Origin of the sequence: Variovorax sp. 350MFTsu5.1, assembly GCF_048302515.1 — a bacterium.
GTDB lineage: Bacteria > Pseudomonadota > Gammaproteobacteria > Burkholderiales > Burkholderiaceae_C > Variovorax > Variovorax guangxiensis.
The window spans coordinates 4,853,429-4,866,060 of sequence record NZ_CP157620.1; the positions used below are offsets into that span (position 1 = coordinate 4,853,429).

Consider the following 12,632-nt stretch of genomic DNA (forward strand, 5'->3'; position numbering starts at 1 on the left):
TTGGCCGGATGCCTGGCCCTCGGGACTTCGGAAGAGCTCAAGGCGCAAGCGTGAGCTTGAAGATCTGGTTGCCGTTCGATGCACCCACGTAGATGGTCCCGTCGCCGGCAACGGCCACGCCGATCGGGAAGTTGAACGCCAAGGCCGTGCCGCTGCTGTCCCGCAGCGTGCTGATCTCACCCGACGGCGAGACCACACGCGCCACGCCATCCCATGCCTGGGTCAGGAACACGTTGTTGTTCGCATCAGCCGTCACGCCATAGGAGTAACCGAGCTTGGCCGGCGTAGCGGAGGTGCCGTCGACCACGCCGGCGCCCGCATTGCCGTTGGCGCAATCGCCCAACAGCGTGCTCACCGTGGCGCTGGCCACGTCGATCTTGCGCAGGCAGGGGCTGTCGGTGTCCGTGTCGTACAGCGTGCTGCCATCGCGGCTGATCGCCAGGCCCTGCGGACGAGCCATCTGGGCGGCCGTGCCTACTCCGTCCAGGTAGGCCTGCGTGCCGTCGCCCGCAAGCGTGCTGGTGGTGCCGTCGGCCGCGACCTTGCGCACGCGCTTGTTCTCCGTGTCTGCCACGAACAGGTTGCCCGCGCTGTCCAGCGCAATGCTGGCGGGGTTGTGGAACAGCGGAGTGGCCGGGCTGTCGGCATAGCCGCTCGTGCTGTCGCCAACCCAGGCGCTGAAGGTCGTGGCGTTGGGGGCGATCTTGTTGATGCGGTGCTGGTCGCTCACGTACAGCGTGCCATCGGCTCCAAGCGCCAGGCCATACGGCGTATTCATGGTCGTGCCTGGTGTCACCTCTGCGCCGTTGCCGCTGGCCGTGTCGATTTTGTAGACCGAGCCATTGCCGCCCATGGCCACGTAGAGGTTCGCGCCGCTCGCATCCAGAAGCAGTTGATAGGGATGGTTGTAGCTCACACCCGTGGTCGCCAGCACGTTGGCGACCCATGGCTTGACGGTCAGCGTGGCGGCATGGCTGGTCACGCTGCCGTCTGCGCCCGTCACCCGTACGCGCAGTTGCTGGCCGCTGTCGGCCAGCTGGTTGGCAGCCGTGGTGAAGCTGTCTCCAGTGGCCCCGGAGATATCCGTCCAGCTGGTGCCTCCATCGACGCTGCGCTGCCACTGATAGGCCGTGGCGCGCACGGCTTGCACCTTCAACGTGGCGGACACACCCTGTCCAACGGTGGTATCCGATGGCTGCATCGTGATGGAAGGTGTGGTGTCTTCCGGTGCGGGCGCAGGCGCCGGAGTTCCCTGCGAAGCGGGCGCGGGCGCGGGGGCGACAGCGAACCCGGGGAACCCGCCGCCTCCTCCCCCGCCACCGCCGCAGGCGGCCAGCAGGAGATTCGTCATGAGCAGCGCGACAGGTGCACGCCATGCACGGGAAACGGTACGAGTGGCAATCATGATGGGCCTTCCTTTTTTCAAGTGGAGTGAACGAGAAGGCCTTCACGTTAGGGAACGTAACTCCCGCAATCCAGTGTCGAAGGTCATCGGATTGCGCAGAAAAAAGATGCTCAGGAGTGCATGGAGGTGTCCGTCGTATCGCGTCGCTTCAACGCTGAAAGGGCCTGCAGCAACCTCTCGGCGGCCACCGGCTTGAGCAGCACCTGCAACCCGGAGTCGCGCATCTGCTGTTGTCGTTGCGGTGCGGTTTCCCCGGTGATCAGCAGCACCTGCAGGCCGGAGCCGAAGCGCGCGCGCAATCGCTGCGCCACAGCCAGTCCGTCGGCACCATCGGCCAGGCGGACATCGCACAGCAGCACTTCGACAGGGGCACTGCCATGTGCGGCGTGCGACAGCACGGCCCCGGCCTCGGCTTCGCCAGCCACTGCATCGATGGTCACGCCGTGGGCCTGCAGCAGCCCGGTGACGGCCTGGCGGATCGCGACTTCATCGTCGACGATCAGCACGCGCTGCGGCAATGGCAAGGCAGCGCCCTGGCGCGCAGCGGATGGCGCGACGCCAAGGGCCGACACCGCAGGAAGCACCAGGCGAAAGCGACTGCCGCGATGCAGGCGCGAACGCACCTGCAGCGGATGTGCCAGCAGGCGCGAGATACGCTGCACGATGGACAGGCCGATGCCCAGCCCTCGCGCCCGGTCGCGTCCCGGATTGCCCACCTGGTAGAACTCGTCGAAGATCCGGCCGAGGTGCTCGTCCGCAATTCCGATGCCGGTGTCGCAGATGTCGATCCACACCACCGGCCCTCGCGCACGGGCGGCCACCACCACGCCGCCGCGCTGCGTGTACTTGAGCGCGTTGTCGACGAGATTGGACAGCAGCCGCTGCAGCAGCTGCGGATCGCTCAGCACCCAGCACGGCGTGGCGCGCAAGCGAAGCTGCAGCTCCTTGTCGGCCGCCTGTGCCGCAAACACATTGTTGAGCGCGAGAAACAGTGGATTGAGCTCCACGGGCCGTATCTGCGGCGCCACCTCGCCGGCATCCAGCCGCGAGATATCCAGCAGCGTGTCGAGCGAATCGCCGAGCGTTCCGACCGCATCCATCAGCCGCGCAGCGCGATCCCAATCCTCGCTGCCGCGAAGCTTCTTCTCGATGACGGCTCCGAACAGCGCGATGGCATGCATGGGCTGGCGCAGGTCGTGGCTCGCCGCGGCAAGAAAGCGCGTTTTCTCCTCGCTGGCGCGCTGCGTGGCTGCAATCTGGTGGCTCAGCTGCTCGGCCAGCGCCTCTTTCTCGAAGCGCATCGTCAATGAAGCGGTCAGCAACCTGTGATGCTGCAGCGCGAACATGATCATCACGCACATGTACAGCAGACAGCCGCTGGCCAGGAACAGGTGCGTGCTGTCGCCCCGCCAGGCCAGCGCCAGGGTCAGGCTCGCCATGCTGGGCACGATGAAGCGCGGGATGTTGCGCTTGAGAACTGCCAGCGACAGCGCTCCGCCCGCGCAGCCGCCCATCATCATGACGATGACCATGACCCAGAGCCCCAGGTTGCGCCCCGCCGGAACGCACAACCAAGGCGCAAGGCCCCAGACGCAGGAGCGCAGCAGCACATTGCGCGCATTGAAGCGCGCCCAGTACTCGGGGTGCTCCGCCGCATCGGGGCTGCGCTGATAGCGCCTGTAGGCGCGCCGCAGCGTCAGCGCCAGGTGCAGCGTCATCCACAGCAGGACTTGCCAGCGCAACGTGGCCAGGAACAGGCCGATGCCCAGCGACTGCGCCGTGAGGAAGTCCGCAAGATAGGCCGCAGGCGCGTTGGCATGGACCGCGGCCACCTGCTCGCGCAGCACCCGCTGGGCCAGCTCGGGCGGATGCAGGTCATTCATGCAGGCATCGCCACATCGAAGGCCGCATGACGCAAAGAGATCAGCTCACCGAAGGCTGCTGATGAGCTGGGCCCGCGAGCGCATGCCGAACAGCAACAGCAGGGTGGACACATGGTTCTTCACCGTGCCTTCGGTCAGATGCGACAGCTGCGCGATCTCCTTGTTCGACTTGCCGGACAGCACCCAGTCGAGGATCTCGACCTGACGCGCATTGAGCTGCGGCTGCAGCTCGGCTGGTACTGGTGTTGCGCAGATGGAGACCGGAGGCGCAGGCTGCGAGGCCGGCTGGGCGACCAGATCGTTGTCCCTCACGTAGCGCAACACCTCGCCCAGATGACCGGTCTTGGGCAGGAAGGCCTGAGCCCCGAGCGCCATCACTCCCTGCATCAGCGCATGGCTGTCCTTGCCCGAAAGCACGACCACGCGCGATGCGGGAAAGGCGCGCCTGAAGCGCACCAGCGTATCCAGGCCTTGAGAGTCGGGCAGATCGAGATCGAGCAGCACCAGAAGATGCGACGAGATATGGAACTCGTACAAGCGCAATGCGTCGGCGAGGCTGCGTGCCTCGTGCACCGGCACGCTTGCGGTCTCGGCCAGCAGCAGCGCCCGAAGGCCCAGACGCACCAGCTCGTGGTCGTCGACCACCAGGATGCCCCGCGCCGATATGGCGACACCGGCCTCGCTACGCAACGGTGCGGCATGCGAAGACAGTGATGCGGCGTTGGCCATGGTGCGGGCATCTTAGTTCCGATGTTTGCGAAGCTGAAATGACCAAAGTCATGAGGAACAGGGCGCTGTTGCCTTGCTGCGGCGGCTGTTCTCTTGCCCTGGCGACGCATGAAGTCTGCGGATCTGGCTGGCGATCAAGTTGATCTCCAACGGTTCGATACCAGCTCTCACAGAGGAGAGAAGCATCAGAAGCATCGCTCTCGCCGACTCCAGATGCCTGACCACGATGCCGGACGTGCTCGCCCTTCTGGAGTTCGGTTGCCTCGCAAATAGGAAGGCATACGCAAGAAGACATATGCCTTCAGAACGCCTCGCTTCAGGAAGCATGGAGCACTCGCCCTGCAGACCTGATGCCTCGCTTGCAGGCCCGTGCTCGATGCTGCCGGATAAAATGCGGCACTGCTTTCCTGGCCAAGCCCCACCGGGCTCTGCGCCGCTGCTCCCTCAACCACTTGCCAAACTCCTTGCATCCCACGGACTCGCCGATGAGAAAGGCTCTGCTCCGTCCATCAATCTGGGTAGGAATCAGCATGAGCCTTGCCGCGACGCTCGCCGGCGCAACGGCGGGGGTTCAGGTGGAAAAGATATCGCGAGACATGCCCGCAGGCGTCGCGCTCCCGGGGCCGGATGAAGTTGTCCCTGCAAGCGCCGCAGCCAGTACGCCCGCGGCAGAGGCCGCCTCGCTCGCCGAGCGAAGAATCCGTGCGGTTCGCGCTCAGTGGCCCATCGAGGACGAATCATTGCGTCGCGTGATCATGCACTGGGGCTCCACCGTGGGAGTAGAGGTCCGCTGGGACAGCACTCGCGACTACACCCTCACACCCGAGGTACGCGCCGGACATTTCAGCGGATCGTTCAAGGATGCGCTGTTCCAGCTCGCGCAGAAGTATCAGATGCTCGATGCGCCGCTGTTGCTCGAGTTTTCGGAGGACGGCACCGTTCTTCGGGTGAGCGATCAGGAAAGGCCGCAGTAGGTCTTGCGCTCCTTTGAAGCGATGCATTGACGGCTCCGCGAGTGCGGCGTCGACATTTCTGCAACTACAGTCGGCCGCCTACGACGCCGAGCTTTCGCCTGCAGAGGGTGCGTGAGTTGCAAAGCTGTCTCAAGCTGAACTGGCGCTCATCGATACGGCACTTCTCTTGCAAGTCTCCAGAGATTGGAGAAAAGTCGCACGCGTGGTCGGAATGGCGATTTGTCGATGCGAGACCCCCCAAGCGATGTTCCCGACGCCTTCTTCGCGAAGCGGGTCGGGCTGCTTGTCGAATCCGGTCAACTTGAATCGCAGGGCGACCTTCGGCGGATGCGATTTGGCGAATTACGGCGAACATCTGGGTGACGGCAGAATGCGGCCATGAGCTGACATCGCATCCCCACCTCATCTCTTTGCGGCATGGTTGGCTGGGTGTGAAGGCGGCGGCCCCTTCGCGCCCGTTTCGAGCCAAGCTATCTTTCGTTCGATGAAGGTGAGCATCGCCTGCAATTCCAGAGCCCTGCCACGCAACTTGTCGCGCTGCACGGTCAAGGCCTTGAGCATCCGGGCGTGTCCGCTTCCTGAACGCCGCTCCCCGATGAGCAGCTTGATCTCCTGGAGTGAGAGGCCCAGAGCCTGGCCCGCCTGGATGGCCGAGAGCAGGCGCAGGTCGGATTCGGTGAACTCCAGGTAAGGCCGCGACCCGCCGGCGGGCCCGGTACGCCGCGACAGCAGGCCTTCCCGCAGGTAGTGCCTGACGGTCGTCTGCCTCACTCCTGCGCGGCGCGCGAATTCAGTGATCCACATCTGTCGTGTACCCCGTCTTGACTATGCATCCAACTGCATAGTTATAACCTCGGTCATGAACCACCCGACGCCCATTCTTCTCCTCCCCGGTCTGATGAACGACGCCCGAATCTGGAGTCCGCTGACGACCGCCATCGCCGGAGAGCGCACGTTGCATGTCGCTCCTACGCAGCTGCATGACAGCATCGTCGAGTCGGCTCGCGATGCGATAGCGGCCATGCCAGCCGGATCATTCGCGGTCGCAGGGTTTTCGCTGGGTGGGTACGTCGCGCAGGAGGTTTGCCGCCAGGCGGGCGGCCGCATTGCCGGGCTGGGCCTCCTGGACACGGGCGCCCGAGCCGACACCGAGGAAGTGAAGCAGGCACGAGAGAGGATGATCCAAGCCGTGGACGGCGCCGAAGGCGCGGGCACTGCCACCTTCGTTCAGGTCGCTCAAGGGTTTGCCGCGCGAATCGTTCACGCATCGAGGCTGCAGGACCGGGAGTTGTTCCACCTGCTGCTCGACATGGCTTCCAACGTGGGGAGCAAGGGCTTTGTCCGGCAGCAACGGGCCGCAATGAACCGGGACGATACCCGTGACCTGCTGCCTCGCCTGCACGTTCCCGCCGTAGTGGTATGCGGGCGTGAGGACCAAATCACTCCCTTCAGCCTGAGCCAGGAGATGGCATCACTTCTGCCGGACGCCGAGCTTGTGGCAGTGGCCGAGGCGGGTCACATGTCGATCCTAGAGCAGCCTGCAACGGTCGTTGCGGCGCTGGTGCGTTGGCTGCGACGTGTCGACGCTGCAACCGCGCGCCACGGCGAAAGGCCGGCGTCGGCCTGAGAACGGCTGCGTTGGGCCCGTTCACGACAGCGGCGCGACCGGCTACATTCGGCCAGGAGCAGCCAGTCGCCACGCTCGCTTAAATTGGGCTGCGACCTGCATTCTTGCCAATCCCTGTTTTACCGAAAGTCTCAGGCGTTGAATGAAACCAGAGGTTCAATCGAACAAGGTTGTCGTGCTTTCAGGCTCTGGAGTCAGCGCCGAGAGCGGCCTACCAACCTTCCGTGACTCGGCAGGTCTCTGGAACTCGTATTCGTGGGAGGAAGTATCGAGTCCGCAGGGCTGGGAGCATCGACCCGAAGTGGTGCTTGACTTCTACAACCAGCGACGTCAGCGGGCCTGGGAGGCGGCACCCAACGCCGCGCATCACGCTATTGCAGCCCTGGAGGCTCGCTACGAGGTCGTCGTCATCACCCAGAATGTCGATGAACTGCACGAGCGGGCAGGTTCCAGCAACGTCATCCATGTCCACGGGCAAATTGCGTATGCGCGCGGAACTTCTGTCGCGCGAAGGCGCTACAAGATTGGCGGCGCGGCGATTTCGATGGGGCAGCTTTGCGAAGATGGGACGCAACTTCGACCTGATGTGGTCTGGTTTGGCGAAGAGGTTGAATTTCTGGCGGAGGCGAAACGCCACGTTGCGAGCGCAGGGCGGGTACTCGTAGTCGGAACATCACTTTCGGTCTTTCCGGTCGCCGCTCTGGTGAAGGCTGCACGTGGCAGGGCCGACAAGATCCTAATCGGATTCGACGTCACAAAGCCGCCATACGGATACACGTTCCTTCGGGGCAAGGCGACCGAGCTTGTCCCAACGGTAGTGGACAAATGGCTAGCCGACAGCAAGTCCAGGACCAGCACGTAGCGGGACGGATTTGGGCAGATGCCAACGAACTCTCGCGTTCACAACCAGGCAGCGGCGGACTACAGTCGACCATAACCGGTCATTCGAGGAGGCCTGGTCGCGTCGTCGGCGACGGGCGTCGATTCAGTTCTCTGCCCCCTAATAAGTGAGTAGTGCCTCGCAGCCCATATCCTTCCTCCCGTGCATTGTTTTGTGATAACAAGAGGGAATTTTTAATGAGACTGATGATCACCGCCGCGGCAGCCCTTTTCTGCTGGGCCACGAATGCGTCGGCAGAACAAGTTACCTTGAAGGCGCTAGGAGCTGCTGTAGTTCTTCCTCCGCAGTGGATCGTCACTCAGGGGGGTGATTCCACACGCCGTTGGGCCGCATTCAAGCCATCGAAAGACGCCGATGCGAACAACGCCTTGCGCTGCAGGATAGACAAACACCAACTGCCCGAACGTTTTCGTAGCATGACTCAAGCTCAGATCAATGAGTTGCAGGCGCGCGCGCCGCTCAGTGCTCCAAAATTCGCGGAGCAACTGCAAATGGACGGAGTGTTGCCCACCATCGTAGAGAACGGCGATGGGATGATCGATACCAGTCGTGCGAGTTGGGCGATCACGACTACTTCGGAAACCAAGGGGACAACGACCGCTTACTACAAGTCGAAAATTGCGTTACCCCAGACGCCTGGATACGGTTGGAACCTTCAATGCATTGCTGTCTCGTCCGGTGGACCGGCTGGGGCGAACGCAGTATTCATCGCAAGCAAGTCAATCATCGATCAATTTTTCCAGTCGTTCCACTACTTGCCTATACAGAACTAGCGCAGGCTATGGCCCAAACGCGACGCCGCTTACGTGACGGGAGGCGGCCATGACCAGTCGTTGGTACCGAGAGGGAAAATCAATCAGACAGCGGACGTTCAAGCCCTGCGACTACGGTTATTAAATGAGTTCCGACAGCAAACGCAACGTTGCCAACATAATCATTCTTCTGGGTCTGGTCCCCGCCGTGTTGTGGCTAGGACTTTTCGCGATCAGTAGAGCACTGACCCCGTGGGCAGCCGGCGGCATCATCTGGCTCGGGGTTCCTCTGTGTTTTCTGAGCCTCATGATTGCCGGCAGTGCGTGGGTATGGGCGCGCGATCTTGCAAAAGCCAATCCTGAAGAATGGCGAGGTGCTCACCGTATCCCTGGATGGATCGCGACCGGTGTCGGTGGCGTTGCAGTTGGCGCGGTGTTCGCCATCAACATCCAAAGTTCTAGCACGCCTGGAGAACCTCCGTCTCGATCAGTCCAGTTGTCCGCGGAGGAAAATGCAGAGGTCGAACGGCAGGCGAAATCAATGATTGAACAACTGACCGGCAAACCTCAATCGCCGGCCTCACCCGCTCGCTAGTGGCGAATGCGGCCAGAACCGGTCGTTCGCCGACCCGGCACAACGCGGCCACAAGCGGACGTGGCCCTGAGCAAGCGAACTTGAATATCTCATTCCACTTCAACGTATGAGTGCAACTCATCGCACCGATCAGATCCTCCTCCACGCAGCTGAGCCTCCCTCAGCGGGAAGCCACCGTGTTGTGTCAAGGGTGGAAGTGGAAACTGGGTCTGGCTATGTTCATGTCTTGCAGAACACGGTCGCATCCAAGCATGAACTCGATACTTTTTGGGCATCATGTCTCAGCGCTGATCAGTCCATTGAGCCCGTGCGAGCTCAAATAGAGGCGGCAGATCCGGCCCACCTGCAGAGGATTCTCGAATCCATTAAACGCGATCTTGCGCGAGTGGCGAGTGTCGCGACGATCAATTTGTTGTTGCCGGTAGACGAGTGCTTTCACGTCATAAATGGGTGCGAGCATTGTTTTGGGCATGTGTTACTGCTGAGCTCGGGTGGCAACGCTGTGTTCATTCATTGGCATCGGGAGTCATAGACTCCACTCGGCCAAAAAGCAGCAGCACAGGACACTCTATGCATCACTCCCGCGAATTGAACTTTTGCTTCGTTGAGCTAACCACTGTTCCTGCCGACGAGCATCTTGACCAGCAAGGCGTTGCCGTTCGTGTTGAGTTCTCGTACGACGAGTCTGGCTGTCGTTCGGCCGAGTATTGGAAAAGCACCACCCGTGCCATGCAATGGTTGGAGCGTGAGAACCCCTCGACCATTCGAGTTGGGCCAGCTACGCCGTTGAAGCTCGAAGTCGCGGCATCCCTCTTGGACTTGGTGCGCTCGGCAAAGATTGGTGCCGTTGTCGAGGGCCGCTATGCCTACATCCATGCCACCATTTTTCGATTGACGGTTTCGTCATTGGAGTTTTCGTGCGACCTCTCATGGTCTGCCGAGCTACCGCCAGAGTGGCACTCACTTCAAGAAGTGGTCCAGACGCTCATGTCGATAGGCAGCGGGGCGGTACCGAACTGACGGCGAGACGAGCGACCGTTTTGGAGATAGTCCGACCGGCAGCTTAGGGCCCCAAGCTGCCGCCCAACGCTCCAGCACCCCGTCGACATCAACCTCCCCCAGAAGCAAGCCCCCGAGCCCCCCGCCTGCTCTCCCGAACCAGAACCATCACCCCCGAAATCAGAAAGTACACGGCCCCGACCGCCGCGTACCCCACGATCGTCTGAAGCACCGGCGCACCACTCCCCTGCTGCGCCACGAAGAACCCACCGGCCAGCGCCGACTGCGCCCCGCTCAGCATCATCACCCACTGCCCTCCGTTGTCCTTGCGGCGACGAATGGCCGTAGCCAGTTGCAGCAGCCCTGCAACGATCGCCCAGATTCCGAATATCGCCAACGCGATCTGCAGCTTGAACACCAGAGAGCCCGCAACCGCCAGCGTGACGAGTGCGCTGATCCAGATGTTGAGCAATTGCGTGGCATTGGCCTTCGCACCGCCAGTCATCCTCACATCCAGCAGATTCGCAAACGCATCCCAAGCGGGATAAACGATCAGCAGCACGGTCGCCAGTGCGGGCGATTGCTTCGCGACGGTGAAGACCGCCGCGACCCACGCGAACGAGAAGGCGGCACGAACGAGGTAGTACTTGCGCAGCCAGGCGGCTCGCTGGGATTCGGTTTTCAAGGGGTCGGACATGATGAGGAATGAAAAGGAGAAAAGATCGCCGTCCATCGAGTGAACGGCACGGACGCACCCATTCTTTTCCCTCCCCGCCGCACGCGGTATCCGTCGGATGACCGACAGAGCCCCGAAAAACTGTGCGATGCTGGGTGCCCGCCGCCGCGATTCCCTCCTGCCCCCATGTCCGACGACACGACGACCATCACCGTTTTCGACGCGGTCCGCGCGCTGGCCTTCATCGGCGACCTGAGCATGGGCCAGCCGACGGACCACTCGCTGCGCACGGCCTGGCTGGCCGGGAAGATCGCAGCCGGGGCTGGGTGCGACGCGTCGCAGGTCGAGGCCGTGCGGCATGTCGCGCTGTTGCGCTGGTCGGGCTGCACAGCCAATGCGCAGGAGTTCGCGGATTTCCTCGAAGACGATGTACAGGGCCGGCAAGCGCTGCTCGCATCGCGGGCACCCCGCATGCGCCAGCCGCACATCAGCGGGCCGGTGCCCGATGCCGTGCTGGCCATGGCCGACATCCATTGCGAGATTGCCGGCGACATCGCGAACACGTTGGGGCTGAGCCGCGAGACCGAAGCCGCGCTGCGCACGGTGTTCGAGGCTTACGACGGCAGCGGCGTGCCCGGCGTGCTTCAGGGCGAAGACGTTCCGCTTGCGACCTACGTGGTGGCGCTGGCGAGCGATCTGGAAATCTTCGGGCGTCTCTACGGAATCGATGAAGCGCTCACTGTGGCGCGCGGACGTGCGGACAGCCTCTACCCGGCCTTCCTCGTCGATGCGAGCATGCCCTTCGCCCCGGCATGGATGAAGGAGCTTGATTCCCCCGCCGCGCCATGGACCGAGCCCGCGGAGCAGCCCGCATCGATGCTGCGACGCATGGGCCTGGAACTGGTCGGCGATGTGATCGACCTCAAGCTGCCGTGGATGACGGGCTACTCGCGCCGCGTGGCCAGCCTGGCGCGCGATTGCGGTGTACAGCTCGGCCTGGATGAAGCCGCGTGCCACCGCACGTACAAGGCCGGCCTGATCCACGGCATCGGCCGGGCGGCGGTTCCCAACGCGATCTGGAATGCACCCGAGCCGCTGCCGGCGTCGTCGCTGGAGCGCGTGCGGCTCGTGCCCTACTGGACTTCGCGCGCCGCCGGGCAGATCGACGGTCTCGCAGCCGAAGCGGAGATCGCATCCTTCGCCTTCGAGCGGCGTGACGGCTCGGGCCACTTCCGCGGCCGCTCGGGCTCGGCGATGCCGCTGGAGGGGCAGATCGTCGCCGCGGCCGAGCAGTGGCAATCGCACCGCACCCGACGTCCATGGCGGCCGGAACTCACGCAGGCACAGGCGCTCGACTGCATGAAGGAAGACGCCAAGGCAGGCCGCTTCGATCAGGAAGTCGTCACGGCGCTGCTCGCATGCGTTCAGCCGGGCAGCGTTTCAAAGCCCGTTGTGCCGGCACAGGCCGATGCGTCCCTTTCCCAGCGCGAACTCGAAGTCCTGCGTTGCATCAGCCAGGGCCACAACACGAAGGAAGTGGCCCGTGTGCTGGGCATCAGCCCGAGCACGGTGCGCACTCATGTCGAGCGCGTGTTCCAGAAGCTCGGATGCACGACCCGTGCGGCCGCGACGCTGAAAGCCGCGACCAGGGGACTCATCTAGCAGCAACGGCGGCACGCAACGACCGCAGCGTGCCCTCGGCCGCCTCGATGCGCCGGCGCAGTTCGTCGTTGACGACGCGCACCAGCGCGCTGAGTTCGGAGCGGCTGGAGCAGACCTCCTCCGCATCGTTCACGCGCTGCGGGCAGATGAGCCTTTCGAGGCCGGCGTAGGCGTGCCGCACTTCGTGCAGGCTATCGATGTCATCGCAGGCCTGCAGCGCAAGCGATTCGACGCCGGTGGATTCTTGAGAGTCGGGGAATGAAGAGACACGCGCGGACGCGCGAGCGGATGCAGCCATGAATTGGCCTCCAAGACGTTCAGTTATTAAAAACAATGCCGCTGGCCAAGAGGCGCTTGCGGCGGCGTCGCAGAGGTGACTCGGGAGACCAAGCCCGGTCACGCCTTTTTGTGACGTGACGGGGCGCAGTA

14 protein-coding genes are annotated in these 12,632 nt (G+C 63.1%); 7 read left to right on the forward strand and 7 right to left on the reverse strand.

What is annotated here, in order from left to right; all coding sequences use genetic code 11:
• Positions 1-37: 37 nt before the first annotated feature.
• From ABL843_RS22090 to ABL843_RS22100, 3 genes are all read right to left on the reverse strand, one after another.
• A complete protein-coding gene (locus tag ABL843_RS22090; protein WP_418117310.1) occupies positions 38-1,405 on the reverse strand; it encodes a hypothetical protein in 1,368 nt (455 codons plus the stop codon).
• Positions 1,406-1,515: 110 nt separating this feature from the next.
• The gene (locus ABL843_RS22095) at positions 1,516-3,288 is read right to left on the reverse strand and encodes a hybrid sensor histidine kinase/response regulator (RefSeq protein WP_418117311.1); all 1,773 of its coding nucleotides are present in this window, start codon (positions 3,286-3,288) and stop codon (positions 1,516-1,518) included.
• Between the two features lie 45 nt (positions 3,289-3,333).
• A complete protein-coding gene (locus ABL843_RS22100) occupies positions 3,334-4,017 on the reverse strand; it encodes a response regulator (protein ID WP_418117312.1) in 684 nt (227 codons plus the stop codon).
• A gap of 530 nt (positions 4,018-4,547) precedes the next feature.
• Here ABL843_RS22100 and ABL843_RS22105 point away from each other — a divergent pair.
• Positions 4,548-4,991 carry a TcpQ domain-containing protein gene (locus ABL843_RS22105; RefSeq protein ID WP_418117313.1) on the forward strand — a complete coding sequence of 148 codons (444 nt, stop codon included), beginning with the start codon at positions 4,548-4,550 and terminating at the stop codon, positions 4,989-4,991.
• A gap of 402 nt (positions 4,992-5,393) precedes the next feature.
• Here the strand turns inward: ABL843_RS22105 and ABL843_RS22110 are convergent, their stop codons facing one another.
• The gene (locus ABL843_RS22110) at positions 5,394-5,795 is read right to left on the reverse strand and encodes a MerR family transcriptional regulator (RefSeq protein ID WP_418117315.1); all 402 of its coding nucleotides are present in this window, start codon (positions 5,793-5,795) and stop codon (positions 5,394-5,396) included.
• A 55-nt stretch (positions 5,796-5,850) separates the two neighbouring features.
• Here ABL843_RS22110 and ABL843_RS22115 point away from each other — a divergent pair, with 55 nt between their 5' ends.
• The 4 genes from ABL843_RS22115 to ABL843_RS22130 all read left to right on the forward strand — a co-directional run bounded on the left by ABL843_RS22115 (position 5,851) and on the right by ABL843_RS22130 (position 8,866).
• Positions 5,851-6,618, forward strand: coding sequence for an alpha/beta fold hydrolase (locus ABL843_RS22115; protein ID WP_126024421.1), 768 nt, complete (start codon positions 5,851-5,853; stop codon positions 6,616-6,618).
• Positions 6,619-6,760: 142 nt separating this feature from the next.
• Entirely contained in the window at positions 6,761-7,480 is a 720-nt protein-coding gene (locus tag ABL843_RS22120) for an SIR2 family NAD-dependent protein deacylase (protein WP_418117316.1), read from the forward strand.
• A gap of 215 nt (positions 7,481-7,695) precedes the next feature.
• Positions 7,696-8,292 (forward strand): hypothetical protein, encoded by a 597-nt coding sequence (locus tag ABL843_RS22125; protein WP_418117318.1) that lies wholly within the window; start codon positions 7,696-7,698, stop codon positions 8,290-8,292.
• 124 nt (positions 8,293-8,416) lie between these two features.
• Positions 8,417-8,866, forward strand: coding sequence for a hypothetical protein (locus ABL843_RS22130; protein ID WP_184642668.1), 450 nt, complete (start codon positions 8,417-8,419; stop codon positions 8,864-8,866).
• 274 nt (positions 8,867-9,140) lie between these two features.
• Here ABL843_RS22130 and ABL843_RS22135 read toward each other — a convergent pair whose 3' ends face one another.
• Entirely contained in the window at positions 9,141-9,338 is a 198-nt protein-coding gene (locus ABL843_RS22135) for a hypothetical protein (RefSeq protein ID WP_418117319.1), read from the reverse strand.
• A 98-nt stretch (positions 9,339-9,436) separates the two neighbouring features.
• Between ABL843_RS22135 and ABL843_RS22140 the strand changes: the two genes are divergently transcribed.
• The gene (locus tag ABL843_RS22140; RefSeq protein ID WP_418117320.1) at positions 9,437-9,886 is read left to right on the forward strand and encodes a hypothetical protein; all 450 of its coding nucleotides are present in this window, start codon (positions 9,437-9,439) and stop codon (positions 9,884-9,886) included.
• An 88-nt stretch (positions 9,887-9,974) separates the two neighbouring features.
• On the opposite strand, the gene ABL843_RS22145 is transcribed toward ABL843_RS22140, so the two are convergent.
• Positions 9,975-10,562, reverse strand: coding sequence for a DUF308 domain-containing protein (locus tag ABL843_RS22145; RefSeq protein ID WP_418120504.1), 588 nt, complete (start codon positions 10,560-10,562; stop codon positions 9,975-9,977).
• Positions 10,563-10,727: 165 nt separating this feature from the next.
• On the opposite strand from ABL843_RS22145, the gene ABL843_RS22150 reads away from it, so the two are divergent.
• Positions 10,728-12,203, forward strand: a complete 1,476-nt coding sequence (locus tag ABL843_RS22150; protein ID WP_418117322.1) for an HD domain-containing phosphohydrolase — start codon at positions 10,728-10,730, stop codon at positions 12,201-12,203.
• Here ABL843_RS22150 and ABL843_RS22155 read toward each other — a convergent pair.
• Positions 12,196-12,501, reverse strand: a complete 306-nt coding sequence (locus tag ABL843_RS22155) for a hypothetical protein (RefSeq protein WP_240650777.1) — start codon at positions 12,499-12,501, stop codon at positions 12,196-12,198. The genes ABL843_RS22150 and ABL843_RS22155 overlap by 8 nt on opposite strands.
• Positions 12,502-12,632 lie beyond the last annotated feature (131 nt).

Coding starts and splice junctions, on each gene's coding strand:
- ABL843_RS22150 (WP_418117322.1), top strand. CDS start 10,728: ATGTCCGACGACACGACGACCATCACCGTTTTCGACGCGGTCCGCGCG.
- ABL843_RS22135 (WP_418117319.1), bottom strand. CDS start 9,338: ATGCCCAAAACAATGCTCGCACCCATTTATGACGTGAAAGCACTCGTC.
- ABL843_RS22125 (WP_418117318.1), top strand. CDS start 7,696: ATGAGACTGATGATCACCGCCGCGGCAGCCCTTTTCTGCTGGGCCACG.
- ABL843_RS22110 (WP_418117315.1), bottom strand. CDS start 5,795: ATGTGGATCACTGAATTCGCGCGCCGCGCAGGAGTGAGGCAGACGACC.
- ABL843_RS22145 (WP_418120504.1), bottom strand. CDS start 10,562: ATGTCCGACCCCTTGAAAACCGAATCCCAGCGAGCCGCCTGGCTGCGC.
- ABL843_RS22100 (WP_418117312.1), bottom strand. CDS start 4,017: ATGGCCAACGCCGCATCACTGTCTTCGCATGCCGCACCGTTGCGTAGC.
- ABL843_RS22140 (WP_418117320.1), top strand. CDS start 9,437: ATGCATCACTCCCGCGAATTGAACTTTTGCTTCGTTGAGCTAACCACT.
- ABL843_RS22095 (WP_418117311.1), bottom strand. CDS start 3,288: ATGAATGACCTGCATCCGCCCGAGCTGGCCCAGCGGGTGCTGCGCGAG.
- ABL843_RS22130 (WP_184642668.1), top strand. CDS start 8,417: ATGAGTTCCGACAGCAAACGCAACGTTGCCAACATAATCATTCTTCTG.
- ABL843_RS22105 (WP_418117313.1), top strand. CDS start 4,548: ATGAGCCTTGCCGCGACGCTCGCCGGCGCAACGGCGGGGGTTCAGGTG.
- ABL843_RS22120 (WP_418117316.1), top strand. CDS start 6,761: ATGAAACCAGAGGTTCAATCGAACAAGGTTGTCGTGCTTTCAGGCTCT.
- ABL843_RS22155 (WP_240650777.1), bottom strand. CDS start 12,501: ATGGCTGCATCCGCTCGCGCGTCCGCGCGTGTCTCTTCATTCCCCGAC.
- ABL843_RS22090 (WP_418117310.1), bottom strand. CDS start 1,405: ATGATTGCCACTCGTACCGTTTCCCGTGCATGGCGTGCACCTGTCGCG.
- ABL843_RS22115 (WP_126024421.1), top strand. CDS start 5,851: ATGAACCACCCGACGCCCATTCTTCTCCTCCCCGGTCTGATGAACGAC.